Source organism: Pseudomonas sp. NPDC090752, from assembly GCF_055584805.1.
This window is the reverse complement of record NZ_JBVJLI010000024.1, coordinates 1-20,337: the sequence shown is the minus strand read 5'-3', so window position 1 is coordinate 20,337 and position 20,337 is coordinate 1. Positions and strand designations below refer to the sequence as shown.

General features: G+C 62.9%; 13 protein-coding genes. 7 read left to right on the top strand and 6 right to left on the bottom strand.

Translation table 11 applies throughout. The annotated features are described in order from the left end of the window. Positions 1–68 precede the first annotated feature (68 nt). Together ACZ6YA_RS23725 and ACZ6YA_RS23720 are read left to right on the top strand one after the other, a co-directional pair. Positions 69–4,409, top strand: a complete 4,341-nt coding sequence (locus ACZ6YA_RS23725) for a SpvB/TcaC N-terminal domain-containing protein (protein WP_465899960.1) — start codon at positions 69–71, stop codon at positions 4,407–4,409. Between the two features lie 80 nt (positions 4,410–4,489). Further along, positions 4,490–7,408, top strand: coding sequence for an RHS repeat-associated core domain-containing protein (locus ACZ6YA_RS23720; protein WP_465899958.1), 2,919 nt, complete (start codon positions 4,490–4,492; stop codon positions 7,406–7,408). 119 nt (positions 7,409–7,527) lie between these two features. Here ACZ6YA_RS23720 and ACZ6YA_RS23715 read toward each other — a convergent pair whose 3' ends face one another. From ACZ6YA_RS23715 to ACZ6YA_RS23705, 3 genes are read right to left on the bottom strand one after another with little or no spacing between them, the layout of a single operon-like run. Continuing rightward, the gene (locus ACZ6YA_RS23715; protein ID WP_465899956.1) at positions 7,528–8,109 is read right to left on the bottom strand and encodes a TetR/AcrR family transcriptional regulator; all 582 of its coding nucleotides are present in this window, start codon (positions 8,107–8,109) and stop codon (positions 7,528–7,530) included. 12 nt (positions 8,110–8,121) lie between these two features. Next, positions 8,122–8,970 (bottom strand): 3-hydroxybutyryl-CoA dehydrogenase, encoded by an 849-nt coding sequence (locus ACZ6YA_RS23710; RefSeq protein ID WP_465899954.1) that lies wholly within the window; start codon positions 8,968–8,970, stop codon positions 8,122–8,124. A gap of 13 nt (positions 8,971–8,983) precedes the next feature. Next, positions 8,984–10,168 (bottom strand): acetyl-CoA C-acyltransferase family protein, encoded by a 1,185-nt coding sequence (locus ACZ6YA_RS23705; RefSeq protein WP_465899952.1) that lies wholly within the window; start codon positions 10,166–10,168, stop codon positions 8,984–8,986. A gap of 168 nt (positions 10,169–10,336) precedes the next feature. On the opposite strand from ACZ6YA_RS23705, the gene ACZ6YA_RS23700 reads away from it, so the two are divergent. After that, complete coding sequence (locus ACZ6YA_RS23700; RefSeq protein WP_465899950.1) at positions 10,337–11,347, top strand: AraC family transcriptional regulator; 1,011 nt, start codon at positions 10,337–10,339, stop codon at positions 11,345–11,347. An 11-nt stretch (positions 11,348–11,358) separates the two neighbouring features. Here ACZ6YA_RS23700 and ACZ6YA_RS23695 read toward each other — a convergent pair whose 3' ends face one another. Next, the gene (locus ACZ6YA_RS23695) at positions 11,359–12,888 is read right to left on the bottom strand and encodes a catalase (protein WP_465899948.1); all 1,530 of its coding nucleotides are present in this window, start codon (positions 12,886–12,888) and stop codon (positions 11,359–11,361) included. A 106-nt stretch (positions 12,889–12,994) separates the two neighbouring features. After that, on the bottom strand, positions 12,995–13,432 hold the full coding sequence (locus ACZ6YA_RS23690; protein ID WP_465900024.1) for a carboxymuconolactone decarboxylase family protein: 438 nt from the start codon (positions 13,430–13,432) through the stop codon (positions 12,995–12,997). A 242-nt stretch (positions 13,433–13,674) separates the two neighbouring features. Here ACZ6YA_RS23690 and ACZ6YA_RS23685 point away from each other — a divergent pair, with 242 nt between their 5' ends. Further along, on the top strand, positions 13,675–14,871 hold the full coding sequence (locus tag ACZ6YA_RS23685) for a cyanate transporter (RefSeq protein ID WP_465899946.1): 1,197 nt from the start codon (positions 13,675–13,677) through the stop codon (positions 14,869–14,871). Here the strand turns inward: ACZ6YA_RS23685 and pdxR are convergent. Continuing rightward, entirely contained in the window at positions 14,864–16,297 is a 1,434-nt protein-coding gene (gene pdxR, locus ACZ6YA_RS23680) for a MocR-like pyridoxine biosynthesis transcription factor PdxR (RefSeq protein ID WP_465899944.1), read from the bottom strand. The two genes, ACZ6YA_RS23685 and pdxR, sit on opposite strands and share 8 nt — an antisense overlap. A gap of 87 nt (positions 16,298–16,384) precedes the next feature. Between pdxR and ACZ6YA_RS23675 the strand changes: the two genes are divergently transcribed. The 3 genes from ACZ6YA_RS23675 (at position 16,385) to ACZ6YA_RS23665 (ending at position 20,152) form a co-directional block, all read left to right on the top strand. Beyond that, positions 16,385–17,425: a LacI family DNA-binding transcriptional regulator gene (locus ACZ6YA_RS23675; protein WP_465899942.1), complete on the top strand. Its 1,041-nt coding sequence runs from the start codon at positions 16,385–16,387 to the stop codon at positions 17,423–17,425. Positions 17,426–17,570: 145 nt separating this feature from the next. Then, the gene (locus tag ACZ6YA_RS23670; protein ID WP_465899940.1) at positions 17,571–18,956 is read left to right on the top strand and encodes an MFS transporter; all 1,386 of its coding nucleotides are present in this window, start codon (positions 17,571–17,573) and stop codon (positions 18,954–18,956) included. Positions 18,957–18,991: 35 nt separating this feature from the next. Further along, positions 18,992–20,152: an L-talarate/galactarate dehydratase gene (locus ACZ6YA_RS23665; RefSeq protein ID WP_465899938.1), complete on the top strand. Its 1,161-nt coding sequence runs from the start codon at positions 18,992–18,994 to the stop codon at positions 20,150–20,152. Positions 20,153–20,337 lie beyond the last annotated feature (185 nt).

Genomic DNA, 20,337 nt, shown 5'->3' with positions numbered 1-20,337 from the left:
TGAGGCGCATTGTCTTCCCGTTTCTTGACTTTTACGCCAGCGCGTAGGGGTCGTGAAGGAGCCATGTCATGATCGATATGCCTGCCGGCCCCGCAGGGGCGAGCGGTAAACCTGTGTTCACTCCACCCTCTCTGCCCAAGGGCGGCGGCACGGTGTCGGCGGGCGGCGGCATGCTGTCTGCTGGTAACGCCGATGGCGCCGCTGGGTGGACATTGCCATTGCCATTGCCGGTCGGGCGCGAGCTCAGTCCATCCTTGAACCTGACCTACCGTTCTTCAGGGGGCAACGGTGCATTTGGTGCCGGTTGGCTCTGCGCCCCGCCTTCGATCTGCCGCATGGACCGCTTGGGTATCCCGCGTTACACCAGCAGTGACCGTATACTCGGCCCCGACGGTGAGGAGATCCTGCTCGACAAAGGCGCCCCGCGCCAGGTCGCCAGCTTGCCGTTCTCCGATGTGCCGGCCGCTCATATGGTCACTGCCTGGGTGCCGCGTAGTGGTGGTCGTGACCAACGACTCGAGCACTGGCGTGCGCTCGCCAACCCTGAATCCCCCGGGTTCTGGCTGCAGTACCACGATGATGGCCGTATCACCCTGTTTGGCTGGTCGGCTTCCGCACGCCTGGTCGAGCCGGGTGCACCGACGCATGTTGCCTGTTGGTATGCCGAAGAGATTGTCAGTGCCACCGGTGAACATATCATCTACCGCTACCAAAGCGAGGACCATGCCGGTTGCGATGCGCACGAACGTGCCATGCATCCGCAGGGGACCGGCAGCTATCTGGTTGCAGTGCACGCCATGAATGCCACCGCGCGCATGGCGCTGCTGATACCGGAGCAGGCTTTTCATGCCGACGATTTCATGACCGTGATGCAACTGGATTACGGTGAGCGGGGTGTGGACCTGAGCGCACCGCCAGCGTTCGAGGTTCAGGCAGCTTGGCCGGTACGTCAGGACTGTCTTTCATACTGGCGCTGGGGCTTTGACAAACGTGTTCGACGCCTCTGCCACGGGATGCTGCTTTGGCATCGCGTTCACATGCTGGAAGGGCGGCCGGACCCCCGTCCCCAACTGGTCTCCCGATTGCACCTCGAATATGAAGCCTCGGGTGTTGCGTCGGTGCTGGTGGCGGCACAACAGGTTGGCTATGGGGCGGATGGCACAGCGCAAGCGCTACCCCCGACGGAGTTCGAACCGAGCCGTCCTGGCGGCCAGCAGGTAGGCTGGGATGCATTGCCCGACCTTGATGGCTTCAGCGCACCGCACTGGCAGTTGGCGGATTTGCACGGGGAAGGGCTACCCGGCTTGCTGTATCAGGAAGCGGGAGCCTGGTGGTATCGCGCGCCGCAGCGACACAGTGATGCAGGCCCGGATGCGGTAAGCTGGAGCAAGGCGCAGCCACTGCCGGCTGCTCCCACATCAGGCACAGGCGTGCTGGCTGACCTGGACGGTGACGGCATGCCCCGGTGGCTGGTCAATTTGCCCGGGCTACGCGGCAGCTTCACCCTTAACCCGGACGGCCAGTGGCGTGATTTCCTCGCGGCCGACGCGATGCCGAGCGAGCTGGCACACAGTGCTGCGCAACTGGTCGACCTCAACGGTGGCGGCCTCCTGGATGTCGTCATGATCGGGCCGCGCAGCGTCCGCCTGTCGTCCCGGGTACGGGGGGCAGGTTGGCGCCCGGTAGAAGAGATCCCGTCCGGTCCCACATTGCCCCTGGCAGGCGGCGACCACCGGCTCGTGGCCTTTGCCGACCTGGCGGGCACTGGCTTGCAGCAATGGGTCGAGGTTACCGGCAATGGTGTCACCTATTGGCCGATGCTTGGCCATGGTCGCTTTGCCGCGCCTGTCAGCATGCCGGGTTTTGCCATCGAGCAGTTCAACGCCTCGCGCGTATTGCTCGGCGACACGGACGGAAGTGGCACCACGGACCTGCTTTATGTGGAACATGACCGCATACGCGTCTTTGTCAGCCAGAACGGCAACTATTTCGTCGAAGGTGAATCCATCGCGCCCCCGGAAGGCGTGATGCTGGATGCGAGCTGCAAGCTGCAGTTGGTCGACTTGCGCGGCCAGGGCACCGCAGAGCTGGTAATGAGCCTGCCCCACCCGCAGCCTCGCAGCTGGGTGTACCGCTTCAACGACCGGCGTCCTTGGTTGCTCGCCGAAGTGTGCTCCAATACGGGCAGCCGCACCTTGTTCGACTACCGCAGCTCAGCGCAGGCCTGGCTGGATGAAAAGACCGAGTGCGAGGGACAGGGCAAACCGGCGATCAGCCATTTGCCCTTCCCGGTGCATACCCTGTCACAAGTGACCACGGTGGACGATATCAGTGGCCTGCGCACGGTCAGTGGCCTGCGCTATCGGGGTGCCGTCTGGGACCCGCAGGAGCGTGAATTTCGCGGTTTCATGCAGGTGTTCCAAACTGACACGATGAGCGATGCCCAAGGCACGGCCGCCGAGCGATCACCACCGGCGCAGGCGCGGCGCTGGTTTCTCAGTGGGCTCGAAGAGCAAGACAGCGTCCTCCCACAGGGTTTTGCCGGGCCGCGCAGTGCAGAGTCTGATTTTGCCTGGCACCCCTTGCGCTTCACCCGACTTGAAGGCGATCGTGAGGTGCCCTATGAACCGCAGGGCGCCGCCCGTCGATGGCTGCTTCGGGCCGTGAGGGGCGCTCAGGTACGCAGCGAAATCTACGGCCTGGACAACGACGAGCGGGCCGATGTGCCGTACACCATTCTTCGCGAGCGCTGGCAGGTACGTGTTTATGAGACGGCGCACGCAGACAGGCCGGCCGCCTTGGTCACGGCAGTGGAGACGATTGAGTTCACGACCGAACGCATCGCCGAGGACCCCGTCATCACGCAATCGCTGGTGCTGCACCAAGACAAGCACGGCCATATCCTTCAACGCGCGAAAGTGCATTACCCGCGCCGTGGCGCTGTTTTCCCCTCACCTTACCCCGACACCCTGCCCCAAGGGCTGGAGGCCGATGCTCGCGACCCCCAGCAGGATACCCTCTGGCTGCAGCTGTGGCGCCTTCGAGTACGGCACTTGGAGCGGGGGCACGAACACCGTTGTGGGCTGATCGATGCGACCCGCAGCGATGTGCTGGCGGTGCCAGACAATGTGGTGCCGCATGGTGGGTTCTCTGTCGAGTCTCTGCTGGCGCTGGGCAGCCCGCTGGATAGCCTGGATGACGCGACGTTGACGGGTTATCAACGCGTGCAGTGGTGTGATGCGCAGGGTCGGCCGATCCCGCTACCCAGCCGCCAGGCGCTGGTGAGTTACCGCGAAATCGCCATGCTTGAGCCCGCGATGCTGACGGCACTGGAGGATCACCTCGCGCCGCAGGAGCTGGCGCATTGGCACACCGACGCTGGCTATCATCTGGTTGCCCTGCCAGAAGATGGCAAACGTGTATTCGTCAGCCGTCAGGAGCTGGCGAGCTATCACGGGCCGAAGCAGTTCCATCGCCTTGCCACAGTGCGTGCCAATGAGCTGATGGGCGCGCTTGTTGTCGACTGGAGCCCTCACGCAGTCCAGGTGCGCAAACTGACGGATGCCGCCGGCCTGGAAACCACCTTGCAACATGATTGGCGGTTTCTGACGCCGGTAACTTTGACCGATCCCAACGACAACGTGAGTCAGGTAGACCTCGACGTTTTTGGGCGGGTGAGGCAAACCCATTTTCTGGGTACCGAGCAGGGCCAGCCAGTCGGCTACCGCAGCGGCAGGGCATTCACTCTGCCGGCAAGCATGGCGGACATCCTGGCACTCAAAGGTGGCGAGGTTCCGGTCGCCACGGCGCATCGCGTGGTGAGCGATTGCTGGATGCCCTACGCGCGCGATCGGCAAGGGCGTCCCTTGGCGTCGCGGATGGGCGAACTGGCGCTACGCCGCCTAGTCAAGGCCGGCAACCTGCCTGCCGAACACTACCTCGAAGGACGCGAGCCGCCGCATATCATCAGTTTGCAGACTGACCGCTACGACGACGACCCTGACCAGCAGCTGCGCTTGAGCGTGACCCACAGCGACGGCGCGGGTCGTCTGCTGCAAACCTCCGTGCTGGGAGCCCCCGGTGAAGCGTTTGTGCGCACTGCCACGGGCAGCCTTGAGCACGACGCGACGGGCGCAGCGCTGGTGCGGCACGTGCAGCAGCGCTGGGCTGTCTCCGGTAAGACCGAATACGACAACAAAGGCCAGCCCGTGCGTACCTGGTTGCCGTACTACCTCGATGACTGGCGTCATGTCCACGACGACAGTGCCCGCGCCGGGTTGTTCGCCGATACCCATTTGTACGACCCCGTCGGGCGTGTTCATCGGGTAGTTACCGCGTCAGGCTGGCAGCGGCGCACCCAGTACTTCCCCTGGTTCACCGTTGCTGAAGACGAGAACGACATGGCCTGAATGCTTCTGCCATGGCATGCAGAACCAATGCATGCCATGGCGGGCCCCTCTATGCAGACTTCAAGCACAGGAGGCACGCGATGCCTGCTCCTACTGATAACGCACTGCACCGCAATACACCCACCGTCACCGTGGTGGACAATCGTGGCCTGGTTGCCCGGAGCATCAGCTACCACCGCCACCCGGACAGCCCGTCGTTGACAGCGCCACGGATCACTCGCCAGCACCATGACGCCAGGGGCTTGCTGGTCCATAGCAGCGACCCGCGCCTGCATGCCCGCAGCAGAGTCAACTTCACCTGGCTGAGCGACTTGGCGGGTAGTCAAGTGTGCACCCAAAGTGTCGACGCGGGCGTGTCGATCAACCTTGCCGACGCTGCCGGGCGGCCGCTGTTGGCCGTGACCCGTATCGCGATTGATGAGGACGGTGAGTACGATCGCAGCGAGGCGATCACCCGTACCTGGCACTACGAAAATGCCACCCTGCCTGGGCGCCTGTTGGGCCATAGCGAGCAGGTCAACGGCCTTGCGCCTCGTCGATTGAAGAGGCTGGTCTACGCCGGAAACAGCGCGGCTGAAAAAGCTCACAACCTGGCCGGCCAAGCGCACTTGCACTACCACACGGCCGGCTTGATGAGCACCCATAGCGTCAGCTTGACGGGTGTGCCCATTTCGACCGCGCAACGCTTGCTGGCCAGGGCCGACGACCTGCAGGCGAAGGCCGACTGGGGCGGTGACCAACCTGACCAGTGGGAGGCTCAGCTTCAATCGCATACCGAGGCCAGCCTGACGTTGAGCACGGTGGATGCAACCGGTGCGTTGCTCACCTTGCGCGATGCTGCCGGGCACCGGCGTCGCCAAGTGTATGATGTTTTGGGCCAGCTCACGGGCAGTTGGATAACGCTGGCAGGCGGGCGTGAGCAGGTCGTTCTCGACAGCCTGAGCTATTCGGCGGCCGGTCAAAAACAGCGTGAAGTGCATGGCAATGGCCTGATCACCCTCTATCGCTACGACCCGCGCAACCAGCGCCTGGCTGCCGTTCGCACCGAGCGACCCTCAGGGCATGCGAAGGGCGCCAGGGTACTTCAGGATCTTCGCTATGCCTACGACCGGGTCGGCAACGTGGTGAGTGTGCGCGACGAGGCTGAGCAAACCCGCTTCTGGCGTAACCAGAAAGTCGAACCGCAATGCACCTACGTATACGACAGCTTGTACCAGCTGGTCAGCGCCAGTGGGCGAGAGATGGCCAATGCCGGTCAGCAAGGCGTCAAGCTGCCTGTCCTGGCGAACCTGGACAATGTCACCTACACCCGTTACAGCCGCACGTACAGCTACGACATGGCGGGCAACCTGACACGCATCCGCCACGAAGCGCCGGCCAGCAATCACAACTACACCACCGACATCACCGTCAGTGACCGCAGCAATCGGGCGGTGGAGAGTTCCCTTACACGGGACCCGGCTGCCGTCGAGGCCTTGTTCGACGCCAGTGGGCAGCAAAAGACCTTTTTGCCGGGCCAGCAGCTGACGTGGACACCCAGCGGTGAATTGCACACGGTTACCCCGGTGATGCGCGAGGCCGCGGCGGACGATTGTGAACACTACCGCTACGACATCAGTAGCCAGCGCCAGCTCAAGGTCAGTACCAGCAAAACCGCAAGCAGCCAGCGCACGCAACGTGTGCAGTACCTGCCAGGCTTGGAGCTGCGCTGTACCCTGCAGGGCGACACGCTGGCGCAGGCGCTGGAGGTGGTGAACGCCGGCGCTGACGGGCACGCCCAGGTACGAGCCCTGCACTGGACGGCAGGCAAACCGCCGACGCTGCCGGACGGGCAGTTGCGTTACAGCTATGCCGACCCGTTCAACAGCGGCTGCCTGGAGGTCGATGGCAGCGGTGCTGTCATCAGTCAGGAGATGTACTACCCCTATGGGGGAACCGCGGTCTGGAAGGCTGAAAGCGAAGTGCAAGGGGCCTACAAGTTCGTTCGTTACTCTGGTAAAGAGCGTGACACCACCGGTTTGTACTACTACGGGTACCGCTATTATCAGCCTTGGCTAGGCCGTTGGTTGAGTGCGGACCCAGCAGGAGCGGTGGATGGCTTGAACCTGTTCTCGATGGTACGCAATAACCCGATGACGATGGTGGACGAGCAGGGGTTGATGTTGAGCCGCATGGCTTCAATGTTAGGTTTGGGCGAATCCCAGTCCGCCCCGGAGGCACCGGCAGCGCAACCGGTGCAGAGCGAGGTTGAGCCTGATGCCTCCCCGCAACCGTCCATTTCATCTGCGACGAGTCCAGGCTCTAAAAGCTCTGTCGATCAGGCCCCCGCAGCAGAGTCACCCGCCTCCGACTCCGAGGATGAGGTGGTGAGCAAGTTTGCCGCGAGTGCCCGCAACCGCAAACGCAATGAGGCGCGCAAGGCAAAAAAACAGAGGGACAAAGAGTTGCAGGCTGAGTTGACTCCCGTCAAGTCGTCGAAACAAAAGCCGCAAGTTAGAAAGGCGCCGGTCGCACCTGTTAGAGAATTTGGTACACCCGATCACAATCCAGAGGTTTTTGACAGGTTGAGATCAAGGTTGCCTACCGATGTGAAGGGCTCGGAGCAAATTAAGGCCATTGGCCAACGGCCTAACGAGAAGACAGGGAAATCAGAAATCGTTTTCTTGGAATTGGGTTTAATCAACCAGCGCACCGGCGATCAAGGCCTCAAGCACATACTCAAGGAACACCGTGAAGATTTTCAAAAGGACGGGATTAATACTGATCAAGATATCCTCAAGTTGGTGATGCAGGCTGTGGTCAACGGTCAGATCGTGGGTATGCAAGGTCAAACTGCAAGGAAGCAGGGACGACCGATCTATGAAGTTACCTTTAATGGCGAAAGGCATTACGTCGCCGTGAGTCTCACGGATAACAACAGCGTTCTGGGCGCCAACCCGAAGGCGTATGTAAGTCAGAGGGAGAAGGATGCGTTGAAACCCAAATCCCTCCTGCGATAGACGAACCGGGCCAGCCACCCGATGGTCTTCCTGTAGTAAACCAGGCGATAGGCGCGTCCTCAAGGTGGGAACGCCTATTGGCCTACCCAATCAAATGACCCGCAAAATGCCAGAATGCCCTAGCGCAACGCGCGCTCGATGCCACCCACTAGCATATCCTCCATCAACTTCACCCCTTGCTCCGCAGGCACTGCGTCAAGCATCCCCGGCAACCGGTTCAGCAACGTCGCCAGCACCTGCGTGGTGGCTAGCAACGTCTGGCTCGGTAATGTCGCCTGCGGAGCAATCAACCGCAGCAATCCCGTTTCGTAATGCTTGCGCAACGACGCCAGGCGCGCCTGCTGATCTTCGCTCAGGCAACAGAAATCGCGCTCTGCCAAACGAAACTGCAGCGGCCGCTCGGCGTGCAACTGCCAATGGGCCGCGATCAGGCACGACAATGCCGAGCTGCCACGGGCCATGGCGCGGCGGCCCAGGTCCAGGGTTGCCTGCAATTCCTCGTACAACTCTTCGATCAAGTCGTACAGCAAGTCCTGCTTGCTGGGAAAATGGTGATACAGCGACCCCGCCGTCAACCCCACATGCGCCGCCAGTTCGCGCATGCTGACCTGGCCGAAGCCTTTTTCGGCGAACAGCGCCATGGCACGGTCACGTCGCTCTTCGAAGTTGGCGCAGCGCACTTCAGCATTGACCGACGGCATGCTGTTAGCCCCTCAGTAAGTGAAGAAACCACGGCCGCTCTTGCGCCCCAGCCAACCCGCCGCGACCATTTCCTTGAGCAGCGGAGCAGGGCGGTACTTGCTGTCGTTGAAGCCCTCGTGGAAGGCGTCCATGATCGCCAGCAAGGTGTCCAGGCCGATCAGGTCGGCCAGGGCCAGCGGGCCGATCGGCTGGTTGCAGCCCAGGCGCATGCCGGTGTCGATGTCCTCGGCACTGGCCAGGCCTTCCTGGCGCACGAAGATCGCTTCATTGATCATCGGCACGAGGATGCGGTTGACCACGAAGCCTGGGCGGTTGCCGGCGGTGATCGGGGTCTTGCCGAGCTTTTCGGTGACCAGCAGCGCCTGGGCGTAGGTGCTGTCGCTGGTCTGCAGGCCACGGATGATCTCGACCAGGGCCATCATTGGCACTGGGTTGAAGAAGTGCACGCCAATGAACCGCTCGGGGTGCGCGATGCTGGCCGCCAACTGTGTGACTGACAGCGACGAGGTGTTGGTGGCGATCAGGCAGTCAGTTGCAACATTGGCCGCCACCTGCTGCAGGATGCGCTGTTTGAGTTGCAGGTTTTCGGTGGCCGCCTCGATTACCAACTGCGCGGTGTTGAACTGGGTGTAGTCGGTGCTGGTGCGGATACGTGATTTCGCAGCCTCGGCACGTTCGCTGTCGAGCGTGCCCTTGTTGACCTGACGCTCCAGATTTTTGTTCAGGGTGGCCACGCCGCGCTCCAGCGCAGCATCGGAAACGTCCACCAGAAGCACCTGATAGCCCGCCACCGCGCACACTTGCGCGATGCCGTTGCCCATGGTGCCGGCGCCGATCACGGCGATCTGTTCAATGCTCATGTCGCTGATCCCCTCAAACGCGCTCGAAGACCACGGCGATGCCTTGGCCGCCGCCGATGCACATGGTGGCCAGCGCGTAGCGGCCCTGGATGCGCTGCAGCTCATGAATGGCCTTGGTGGCGATGATCGCCCCGGTAGCGCCGACCGGGTGGCCCAGGGAGATGCCCGAGCCGTTCGGGTTGACCTTCTCCGGGTCGAAGTCCAGGGCCCGGGCCACGGCGCAGGCCTGGGCGGCGAAGGCTTCATTGGACTCGATCACATCGAGGTCGCTGACCTTCAGGCCGGTTTTTTCCAGCACTTTGCGTGTGGCCGGGATTGGCCCCAGGCCCATCAGGTGCGGCTCGACCCCGGCGTGGGCATAGCCTACCAAGCGTGCCAGCGGCTTGAGGCCCAGGCGGCGCACGGCGTCACCGGTGGCCAGCACCAGGCCGGCAGCACCGTCATTGATGCCGCTGGCGTTGCCGGCAGTGACGGTGCCGTCTTTCTTGAACACGGTCTTCATGCCGGCCAGTTGTTCGGCCGTCACATCACCGCGCACGTGTTCGTCCACCGCGAACTCGATGGTGCCTTTGCGGGTTTTCAATTGCAGCGGCACGATCTGACCGTCGAAACGGCCTTCGGCCTGGGCGCGAGCGGCGCGGCGCTGGCTGGTCAGGGCCAGTTCATCCTGCATTTCGCGGGTGATGCCGTGCTCGGCGGCGACATTTTCCGCTGTGATGCCCATGTGGAAATGTTCAAACGGGTCTTGCAGAACGCCGACGGTATAGTCGATGCCCTGCAGGTCGCCCATGCGTGCGCCCCAGCGCGCTTGCGGCAGCAGGTACGGGCCGCGGCTCATGGATTCGGCACCGGCCGCCAGGGCCACGTCGGTGTCACCAAGCAACAGGCACTGGGTGGCCGATACGATGGCCTGCAAGCCCGAACCGCACAGGCGGTTGACGTTGAACGCCGGAGTTTCCTTGGGGATCCCGGCGTTCATCGCCGCCACCCGGGCCAGGTAGGCATCGCGTGGCTCGGTGGGAATGACGCTGCCCATGACCACGTGGCCGATCTGTTCGGCAGCCACGCCCGAACGCTCGATGGCGGCGCGGGTAAGGGCAGTGGCGAGGTCGGCCAGGGGCAGGTCCTTGAGCGAACCGCCAAAACCACCGATGGCGGAACGGACGGCACTGACGACGTAGATTTCTGTGCTGCTCATGATGGCTCCGATTGCTAAGGCATGGCGGGAGCGGGCCATGCTCTGCGAGAATGGCCGGCGATCCCGGATGGGGTCCGAGTCTAGGCAAAGGCTCTGTTGCAGCCTATGCCGGATCTGTTCAGTCAACCTGGCACTTTTTGCCACTCAGCATAGACAGCGAATGACGCCATGCGCGAGAGCGATACGGTCGCCGTGTACTTTCTCAATGCCATGCTGCATGCCCTGCGTGGCAGGCCCGACGTGCGTGATGAGCACTTGCGCAAGGTCGGTATCGACCCGGCGCTGCTCGGGCAGCCGCAGGCCCGCGTGCCGGCCAAGGCCTTCGCTCAGCTGTGGCTGGCGCTTATTCATCTGCTGGATGACGAATTCTTTTGCCTGGATAGCCATGGCATGCCACTGGGCAGCTTCGCGCTGATCTGCCGTGGCCTGATCCAGGAACCGAACCTGGACAGGGCCCTACGCCAATGCATGGGCAATTTCAGCCTGTTTCTGCGCGACCTGCGCGGCAGCCTGACGGTGCGTGGTGGCCGCGCCGTGATAAGCGTGCAGTCGGAAATCGCCGACCCCTTGACCCGAGTCTACGCCGAAGAAACCTATCTGGTGCTGGTGATTGGTCTGCTTTGCTGGCTGGCTGGACGACGCATTGCCATCGACCGTACCGAGCTTGCCCTGGCACGTCCGGCCCAGGAAGACGACATGCTGCTGTGGGGGCCCGACGTTCGCCTGGGCAGTGGTCGCACGGAGGTTGAGTTCGATAGCGCCTGTTTGCGCTTGCCGGTGGTGCAGAGCCTCAGCAGCCTGAAGACGTTTCTGCGCAGTGCGCCGCAGGGGCTGGTGATCCGGTTTCGCAACCAGCATGGCGTGGTGGCCGGTGTCTACCGCCATTTGCGCGCGCGTCGCTACGGGCAATGGCCGACCCTGGAGGCCTTGGCGAAGCTGCACGGCGTCAGCGCCAGCACCTTTCGCCGGCAGTTGGAGCGCGAAGGGCGTTCGTATCAGCAGATCAAGGACGAAGTGCGCCGGGCGATGGCCTTCGAGCGCTTGCGTGAGGGCGTGATGAGCGTGGCTGAGATTGCCGAGCAGGCCGGCTTTCAAGAACCCAGTGCATTTCACCGGGCTTTCAAGAAATGGACGGGGCAGAGCCCGGGAAGCTATCGGGCGAAGATAATCGCCCGATAGCCACTCAGCACTCAGTCCTCCAGTTTTGCAGCCAAGGCTTTGACCCGCGTCAAGTCGCCCTTGGCTACCTTGGCTACCCCCGCGCCATACTGGGCATCAGCCTTGTACAGGAATGACAGGATGATGTGCTTGCTTTCATCGTCGGCTGCCGCGAGCGCCTGACCAAAGCTGTTCACCAGGTCGCGTTGCTCGCGCTTGCTGTAGGCGCGGTACAACTCACCGGCCTGCTTGAAGTTCTGTTGCTTGGCAATCCCCTGCTGCTGGGTGGTCCCGCCCAACGGCAATTGGCTGTAGCGTGCCGATTCGGTGCTGGAGCGTGGCTCCACGCGGCTGGGCTCATAGTTGACCATGCTGCGGGTTCGGTTGGGGTTGAGGGCGCCGTCCTGGTTGCCATTGTTGACAGCCGCCCGCGGTTGGTTGATGGGTAGGTTGTTGACATTGGCACCTACCCGGTACATCTGGGTATCGGCGTAGGAGAACAGCCGGCCTTGTAGCAAGCGGTCCTCAGATGGCTCGATCCCTGGGACAAGGTTCGAAGGCGCCAGGGCGACCTGCTCGGTTTCCTGGAAGAAGTTGCCAACGTTGCGGTTGAGGACCATCTGGCCGACCCGGCGCTTGGGCACGTCAGGCCAGATCTTGGTGGCATCCAGTGGGTCGAAATCGAACGTTGTCAGCTGATCCGGGCGCAAGGTTTGAATGTAAAGGTCCCACTTGGGGTAGTCACCTCGACGGATGGAACTGACCAAGTCCTCGGTCATATGGCTGAAATTCTTGCCCTGGATCTGCTCGACAGCCTTGGGATCAAGGTTTTCCTGGCCCTGCAGGCTCTTCCAGTGGAACTTCACGTAAGTGGCTTCGCCTTTTTTGTTGACGAACTTGTAGGCGTGGACGCTATTGCCGTCCATGTGCCGATAGCTCTTTGGCGTCCCCTCGTTGGAGTAGAGCAGCGTCAGGGTACGCGTGGCTTCCGGCATGTGTGAAAACAGATCGAAACGTCTGGCATCGTTACCCAGGTTGCTGCGCGGGTCGGGCTTGAACGCGTGCACCATGTCCGGGAATTTGATCGCGTCGCGAATGAAGAAGGTCGGGAAGTTGTTGCCAACCAGGTCCCAGTTGCCGGTGCTGGAGTAGAAACGTGTGGCGAAACCACGCGGGTCACGCAACGTTTCGGGCGAGTGCAGGCCATGCACCACTGAGGAGAAACGGACGAACACCGGCGTTTTCTGCCCCGGGGTGAACAGCGGCGTCACGGTCAGTGCGGAAAGGTCTTCAGAAGCGGTAAATTCACCGTGGGCACCGGTGCCGCGGGCATGCACCACACGCTCCGGAACGCGCTCGCGGTCGAAGCGCTGGAGTTTCTGAATCAGTTGCACATCCTGCAGCAGGGCTGGCCCCGCCGCGCCCGCGGTCTGCGAATGCTGGTTTTCACCTACGGGCGCGCCGTTGTCACGGGTCAGGGGCTGGGCTTGCAACAAGGGGCTCGATAACAGCGTGGTGCATAACAGGACGCAAGCAGGCGAGGTCAGGCGGGTGAGTGGCATTAGAAGTAGCTCACGGTTTTTGAATGAAAACCGATGCTAGTGAGGCCGCCTGCAGCGTGCAGTCAGAAAGATCACCAAGTTTTGTGGGATCTTTTCCGCTACTGCTTCATGCCGGCACCATGGCAAACCCTACCCCAAACCGGTTCCAGGCATTGATGGTGGCGATGGCCAGGGTCAGGTTGACAACTTCAGCTGGCTCGAAATGCGCCTGCAGCGCTTCGTACTCTGGCTGCGGCGCGCCACGCTCGGGCAGGCGGGTGAGGCTCTCGACCCACGCCAGCGCTGCACGCTCACGGGGCGTGAAGTACTGGGTTTCCTGCCACACGCTCAGCGTCTGCAGGCGCGCTTCGGTTTCGCCAGCCTTGCGTGCATCGTTGGCGTGCATGTTCACGCAATACGCGCAGCCGTTGATTTGCGAAGCGCGCAGGCGCACCAGTTCCAGCAGGGAATTTTCCAGGCCGCTCTTGGCCAGAGCCTGTTCCAGGCCGACCATGGCTTTGTAGGCCTCAGGTGAGTGCTTGGCCCATTCGATACGGTTGTGCATGGCGATCTCCAAAGAAGGTGGGGTGGACATGGCGCTACCTTAGCGCCGCCAGCCGCTTTGCCCGATAGCCAATGCTGCACATTGCCGGGAGGCCAATTGCATCATTCAGGTGCCCACTGGCAAGCATCCAATCTCTTCATTTCAGCCCGGCCTGGCGAGGCGGGATAATGGTGCGGTCTTGAACATGAGAGCTGATCGATGTGTAACGAACGCTTCAAGCAATGCAAGCCGGCGAGCCGACCATGAGGGGCGCGTTGAATCTGTTGCTGGTAATGCTGCTGGCGCTGAACCTGCGGCCGATCCTGACCAGCATCGGTCCGTTGCTCGAACCCATGCGCGCCAGTACCGGCCTGGGTTACCAACAGGCCGCGCTACTGACCGCGTTACCGGTGTTGTGCATGGGCCTGGTGCCCTTGCTGCAGCCCTGGCTGCGTCGCTGGCTCAGTGAGCATGGCGGCATGCTCGGTGGCCTCGCGGCCATTGCCCTGGCGTGCCTGTGGCGGCTGCAATTGGACAGCGCCTGGGCGCTGATCGCCAGTGCGGTACTGGCGGGGCTGGGCGTGGCGGTGGTGCAAGGCATGATGCCGGGGTTGGTCAATCGTTGGTTCCCCACCCGCCTGGCTGGGACCATGGGCCTTTACTCGGCGGCCTTGATGAGCGGTGGCGGCCTGGCTGCGGTACTCGGGCCACATATGAGCGGGTATTTCGGCCATTGGCAGGCCGGCCTCGGACTGTGGGCGATACCGGCACTGCTGGCGGTGCTCGCCTGGGCCGTGCTGCGCCCGCGTGACGCGGTGCCGAAATTGGCGGGGGCTGCCGAGGGGCATTGGTTCGGTACGCGCCGAGCCTGGTTGCTGGCGCTGTATTTCGGCCTGATCAATGGTGGCTACACCAGCATGGTGGCCTGGCTGCCAGCCTACCATCTGGAGCATGGCGGCACGGCCCAGGGCGGTGGCGACCTGGTCGGCCTGATGACTATTTTCCAGGTGGCTGGCGCGCTGGGTCTGCCCTTGTTGCTGCGACGCTTGGCCGACCGCCGCCCTGGCTTGTGGCTGGCGTTGTCGATCCAATTGGCAGGTTTTCTCGGCTTGCTGCTGGCGCCGTCGCTGGCCATGGGCGTGTGGGTAGCGATGATCGGTCTTGGCCTGGGGGCGTGCTTCAGCCTGAGCCTGACCTTGACCCTGGAGCATCTGAAAACTCCCGGCGAAGCGGGCAGCCTGGCAGCCTTCGTACAGGGGATCGGCTTCATCATCACGGGCACCGTGCCGTATGTTACCGGTTGGCTGCGCGATGTCACGGGTGACTTCCAGGCGTCGTGGACGCTCTTGACCATCACTGTGCTGGCCATGCTACTGGTTACCACGCGCTTCGCGCCACGGGGTTATGCCGCTGCCATCGCCCGGCCACGGCAAGCGGGCCAGGCGGCGACTGTCAGCTAAGGCGCTGCAGGGTATCGCGCACGCGGTCCAGTGCCGGGTCGATGTCCAGCAGTTCGATGGCGCCAAAGCCGAACACCAGCCCTGGGCGCACAGGTGCCTCGCTGAAAAACGGTGCCAGCGAGTAGAGGCCGACTTCCACCTTGCGGGCGAGGCTGGCCAACAGCTCGATGTCGACGCCTGGCTGCGCCAGTGCGCTGAGGTGAAAGCCCGCACTGGCCGGCACCACGCTGAACCATGGCGCGAGGTCGCCTTCCAGCCGCGCCAGGATACGCGCGCGGCGGGCGCCGTAGATGTCATGGCAGCGGCGGATGTGCTTGCTCAAGTGCCCTTCGCTGATGAACCGCGCAAGGGCCCACTGCAGCAGCGTCGGGCTGTGCCAGTCGCTCAGATGCTTGGCCACGCAGGCGGCGTTCAGCACGGCCGGGGGCAGCACTGCATAACCCAGGCGCAGTTCCGCCAGCAAGGTTTTGGAGAAGGTACCGACATAGGCCACCAGGCCATGCCGGTCGAGGCGCTGCAGGGCGTCTGAGGCCGGGCCCTGGTAGCGGAATTCACAGTCGTAGTCGTCTTCGATGATCAGCGCCCCGAGCTCGGCGGCCCTGGCCAGCAGCGCCTGGCGGCGCGCTTCGCTCATCGGCATGCCGAGCGGGAACTGGTGCGAGGGTGTCACATAGATCAGCCGGGTGCCGTCGGCGATCTGCTCGACGCACAGGCCTTGCTCATCCACCGGTACCGACTGCAGGCGTGCGCCCAGTGCCAGAAACAGCTGGCGGGCGGGTGGGTATCCAGGGTCTTCCATGGCCACCGGGCAGCCGGGCTCGATCAACACCCGGGCGATCAGGTCCAAGGCCTGCTGGGCACCATTGCACACCAGGATATCCGCAGCGCTGCAATGCACGCCCCGGGCGAAGGCGATGTGGTGAGCGATGGCTTCACGCAGCTCGGGCAGGCCCTGGGCCGGGAACTGCCGTTCGGGGTGTCGCTGGCTGCGGCGCAGGGCGTAGTTCAGGCAACTGCGCCAATGGTCGAACGGGAATTGCGACTTGATCGAGGCACCGCCGACGAAGTCATAGCGTGACGGGGCTTCCTGCGTGCGCCTGGCCAGTACCGTGGCGCGTTGCTGCCAGCGGTCCAGCGACGCGGCGGCGGCCAGCGGCACGGTTTGCGCCTCGTCATTGCGCACCGGCTGGCGAGGGGTAATGAAGGTGCCACGGCCGACTACGCCGCTGAGCAGGTTGTCGTAGGTCAGGCGCGAATAGGCTTCGGCTACGGTCTTGCGCGATACGCCCAGTTGTTCGGCGAGCAAGCGGGTAGGGGGCAATTGAGTGCCGGCGGCCAGATGGCCGCTGTCGATGCCGGCACGCAGCTGTTGGTAGAGCTGGTCGGCCAAGCCTTTGCGGCCTTCCAGGCGGATGTGCAGTTCCATGAGGGCGTCCAGGATGCAGGAGTGCTGAGGATAGCGGATCTTTGCTAAATTCTACCGCTGCCCCAACGCCCACTACCTGGAAACAGCATGCCGAAAAAGCCCGGTACTTCCTCGTCGCAGGATGCCAACCACAAGTCCAGCCCGACCCTGATTGATGTGGCCAAGGTCGCGGGTGTCTCGCCGATCACCGTATCGCGTGCCTTGCACCGGCCCGAGGTGGTCAGCAAGGCCGCGCGGGAGAAGGTGCTGGCCGCCGTGCGCGAGGTCGGCTACGTGTCCAACATGCTCGCCGGCAGCCTGGCCAGCAACAAAAGCCGGCTGGTGGCGATCCTGTTGCCCACCATCGCCAACTCGATCTTCGCCGACACCGTGCAGGCGCTGATGGATCGCCTGACTGCCGCGGGCTACCAGACCCTGCTGGGCCTGACTGGCTACTCCGCCGAACAGGAAGAAAAGCTCATCGAGGCCCTGCTCGGCAGGCGCCCTGACGGCATCGTCCTGACTGGCACCCTGCACACTGAAGCCAGTCGCCAGCGCCTGGCGCAATCGGGTATCCCGGTGGTGGAGTCGTGGGATCTCAGCGAGGATCCGCTGGACATGCTGGTGGGTTTTTCCCATGAAGCGGTCGGCGAGGCCATCGCCCGGCATCTGCTGGGCAAGGGCTACCAGCGCTATGCCGTGGTCAGCATTGGCGACCCTCGCGGGCTGCGCCGCTGCAACAGCCTGGTGGCGGAACTGGCCAGGCATGGCTGCGACGGCATCCCCACGCAAATTCTGACCCCGCCGGCGACGCTCGAAGTCGGACGCGCTGGCCTGCGCCAATTGCTCGACCAGGGCCACCTGCCTGAAGTGGTAGTGTGCAGCTCCGATACCATCGCCCAGGGTGTGCTGGCCGAAGCGGCCAGTCGCGGCCTACGTGTTCCCGAGGACCTGGCCGTCATGGGCTTCGGTGACCTGAGCAGCGCAGCGCAGGTGCATCCTCCTTTGTCTACCGTGCGCGTCGACGGGACGCGCATTGGCGAGGAAATCGCCCAAGCACTGCTCCAACGCTTTCGCTATCCCGCGGGCAGCGCGGACCCGGTGCGGGTCGACACCGGCTTCACACTGATCGATCGTCAGAGCACCTGAGATTTTTTACCTGGCCGACAAACTGACGCTTGAATGATTGCGCAATCATTGTAAGATCAAGTGCACAGCCAACTGCTGCCTTATTGCTGATGGCTGTTTTTTTGACCTTGTGATGATTGCGCAATCATTGCCTCGGTCAGATTCGATGCCGAACATCACAACAAGGAAAACAACAGTGATCACTTCAACGAACGAGGTAGGGCGGACCAACGTCCGCTACCTGATCCTGGCGATGATCTTCATCGTCACCGTGTTCAACTACGTCGACCGCGCCACGCTGTCGATCGCCGCACCCGCCATGCGCGCCGATCTCGGTTTCGACGCAGTGACCATGGGCATTGCCTTCTCCGCCTTCGGTTGGGCCTATACCGCGATGCAGCTGCCGGGCGGGGTGATCCTCGACCGCTTCGGTTCGCGCCTGGTGCTGGGCATGAGCCTGATCATCTGGTCGACCTTTACCTTTTTGCAGGGTTTCGTCGACTTGTTCAGCTCGGCGTTTCTGGCGCTGTTCGTATTGCGCTTCATGATGGGCGTCGCCGAGTCACCGGCGTTCCCGGCCAACAACCGCCTGACGGTGATGTGGTTTCCGCGGCACGAGCGCGGCCTGGCCACGGCAATCTTCCAATCGGCCCAGTATTTCGCCCTGGCCGCATTCACCCCGCTGATGGTGCTACTGTTGAACAGCTTCGGCTGGCAGCATGTGTTCTTCTGGACCGGCGGGGCCGGCGTCTTGATTGGCTTGCTGTGGTTCAAGTGCGTGCATGAGCCGCGCCGTGACAAGCGCGTCAATCAGGCCGAACTGGCTTATATCGAGGCCGGTGGTGGCCTGCCCGATATGGGCGACATCAAGACCCCGTTCAGCTGGGCGCGTCTGCGCGGCATTGCCGGCAATCGCATGATGGTCGGCATCTACCTGGGGCAGTTCTGCCTCACCTCGATCACCTGGTTTTTCCTCACCTGGTTCCCCACCTACCTGATCGAGGCCAAGGGCATGACCTTGCTCAAGGTCGGCCTGGTGGCGGCGATTCCGCCGATTGCCGGGTGCCTGGGAGGGATGATCGGCGGCGTCTGGTCAGACTGGATGCTGAAGAAGGGCTTCAGCCTCACCGCCGCACGCAAGACCCCGATCATCTGTGGCCTGCTGCTGTCGAGCAGCATCGTGGTGGCCAACTACACCCAGTCGATCGCGCTGGTGATCCTGGTGATGTCGATCGCTTTCTTCGCCAAGGGTGTCGGCAACCTGGGCTGGTGCATCGTCGGTGATGTATCGCCCAAGCGCGCCATGGGCATCAGCGGTGCGATGTTCAACTTCTGCGGCAACATCGCCAGCATCGTCACCCCGATTGCCATTGGCCTGCTGGTCACCCAGGGCTCGTTCGACGCCGCACTGGTCTACGTCGCTGCCATGGGCCTGCTCGGCGCCTTTGCCTACCTGGTCATCGTCGGGCCGCTCAAGCGCCTCGAGGTCGACGGCTTGCAGGACCCGCTCGCGCTTACCGAATCCACCCCGGCAGCTGCCACCCGCTCGTAGCGCCGAATTGCCAATTCGTCCATCAGGAGAGTTCCATGCTCGTACAAGAACAACAACGCCCATCCGCCGACAATGACCGCATTGCTTATGTGAAGGTGTCCTCGGTGTTCCTGCCGCTGGCCAACCCGATCAGCGACGCCAAGGTACTCACCGGTCGGCAAAAGCCGATGACCGAGATCGCCATTCTGTTTGCCGAGATCGAGACCGAGGATGGCCACAAAGGCCTGGGATTCAGTTACTCCAAACGCGCGGGTGGCCCGGGCCAGTTCGCCCATGCCAAGGAGATCGCCCCGGCCTTGATCGGTGAGAACCCCAGCGATATCGCCAAGCTCTGGACCAAACTGTGCTGGGCAGGTGCCTCGGTCGGCCGCAGTGGCTTGTCGACCCAGGCCATTGGTGCGTTCGACGTGGCCCTCTGGGATCTCAAGGCCAAGCGCGCCAACCTGTCGCTGGCGCGGTTACTCGGTGCGCAGCGTGATTCGGTGCGGTGCTACAACACCTCGGGCGGTTTCCTGCACACGCCGCTGGAGCAGTTGCTGAAGAACACGGACCTGTCCCGCGAGAAGGGGATTGGCGGCATCAAGCTCAAGGTCGGCCAGCCCGATTGCGCGGTCGATTTGCATCGGGTCAGCACGGTGCGCAAACACTTGGGTGACAGCTTCCCGCTGATGGTCGATGCCAACCAGCAATGGGACCGCCCGACTGCCCAGCGAATGTGCCGACGTTTCGAGGAATTCAACCTGGTGTGGATCGAGGAGCCGCTGGACTGCTATGACGCGGAGGGCCATGCGGCGCTGGCACAACAGTTCGATACGCCGATCGCCACGGGCGAGATGCTGACCAGCGTGGCTGAGCATGCAGAGTTCATCAGATTGCGCGGTGCCGACTACCTGATGCCGGATGCGCCGCGGGTGGGTGGTATCACGCCGTACCTGAAAGTGGCAGCGCTGGCCGAGCAGGCGGGCGTGATGATTGCTCCGCACTTTGCCATGGAGTTGCATGTGCACCTCGCCGCGACCTATCCGACCGAGCCTTGGGTCGAGCATTTCGAGTGGTTGGAACCGCTGTTCAATGAACGGCTGGAAACCCGTGATGGGCGGATGCTGGTACCGACCCGGCCGGGGTTGGGGTTGTCGCTGAGTGAGCAGGTCAGGCCATGGACTGCGCAGGTAGCGGAAATAGGCCGCCGCCCCTGAACGTAGCTGCTCTTGCTCTTGCTCTTGCTCCTGCTCTTGCTCTTGCTCGGCTTTTTGCTTTTAAGCGCGCGATAGTTCAGACGACGCAAATTGCGACTTCAGGAGGCCGAACGGAGGTCTTGCGGAGGGAGGTGACGGGCAGGAGCCCGTCAAGCGCTTCGGCCCATGGATGGGCCGTGAGCGCG

Bases quoted from the DNA above. Each gene is read 5' to 3' on its own strand.
- ACZ6YA_RS23685 (WP_465899946.1), top strand. From the start codon at position 13,675: ATGAGGGGCGCGTTGAATCTGTTGCTGGTAATGCTGCTGGCGCTGAAC.
- ACZ6YA_RS23710 (WP_465899954.1), bottom strand. From the start codon at position 8,970: ATGAGCATTGAACAGATCGCCGTGATCGGCGCCGGCACCATGGGCAAC.
- ACZ6YA_RS23725 (WP_465899960.1), top strand. From the start codon at position 69: ATGATCGATATGCCTGCCGGCCCCGCAGGGGCGAGCGGTAAACCTGTG.
- ACZ6YA_RS23705 (WP_465899952.1), bottom strand. From the start codon at position 10,168: ATGAGCAGCACAGAAATCTACGTCGTCAGTGCCGTCCGTTCCGCCATC.
- ACZ6YA_RS23695 (WP_465899948.1), bottom strand. From the start codon at position 12,888: ATGCCACTCACCCGCCTGACCTCGCCTGCTTGCGTCCTGTTATGCACC.
- ACZ6YA_RS23690 (WP_465900024.1), bottom strand. From the start codon at position 13,432: ATGCACAACCGTATCGAATGGGCCAAGCACTCACCTGAGGCCTACAAA.
- ACZ6YA_RS23715 (WP_465899956.1), bottom strand. From the start codon at position 8,109: ATGCCGTCGGTCAATGCTGAAGTGCGCTGCGCCAACTTCGAAGAGCGA.
- ACZ6YA_RS23700 (WP_465899950.1), top strand. From the start codon at position 10,337: ATGCGCGAGAGCGATACGGTCGCCGTGTACTTTCTCAATGCCATGCTG.
- ACZ6YA_RS23665 (WP_465899938.1), top strand. From the start codon at position 18,992: ATGCTCGTACAAGAACAACAACGCCCATCCGCCGACAATGACCGCATT.
- pdxR (WP_465899944.1), bottom strand. From the start codon at position 16,297: ATGGAACTGCACATCCGCCTGGAAGGCCGCAAAGGCTTGGCCGACCAG.
- ACZ6YA_RS23675 (WP_465899942.1), top strand. From the start codon at position 16,385: ATGCCGAAAAAGCCCGGTACTTCCTCGTCGCAGGATGCCAACCACAAG.
- ACZ6YA_RS23720 (WP_465899958.1), top strand. From the start codon at position 4,490: ATGCCTGCTCCTACTGATAACGCACTGCACCGCAATACACCCACCGTC.
- ACZ6YA_RS23670 (WP_465899940.1), top strand. From the start codon at position 17,571: ATGCCGAACATCACAACAAGGAAAACAACAGTGATCACTTCAACGAAC.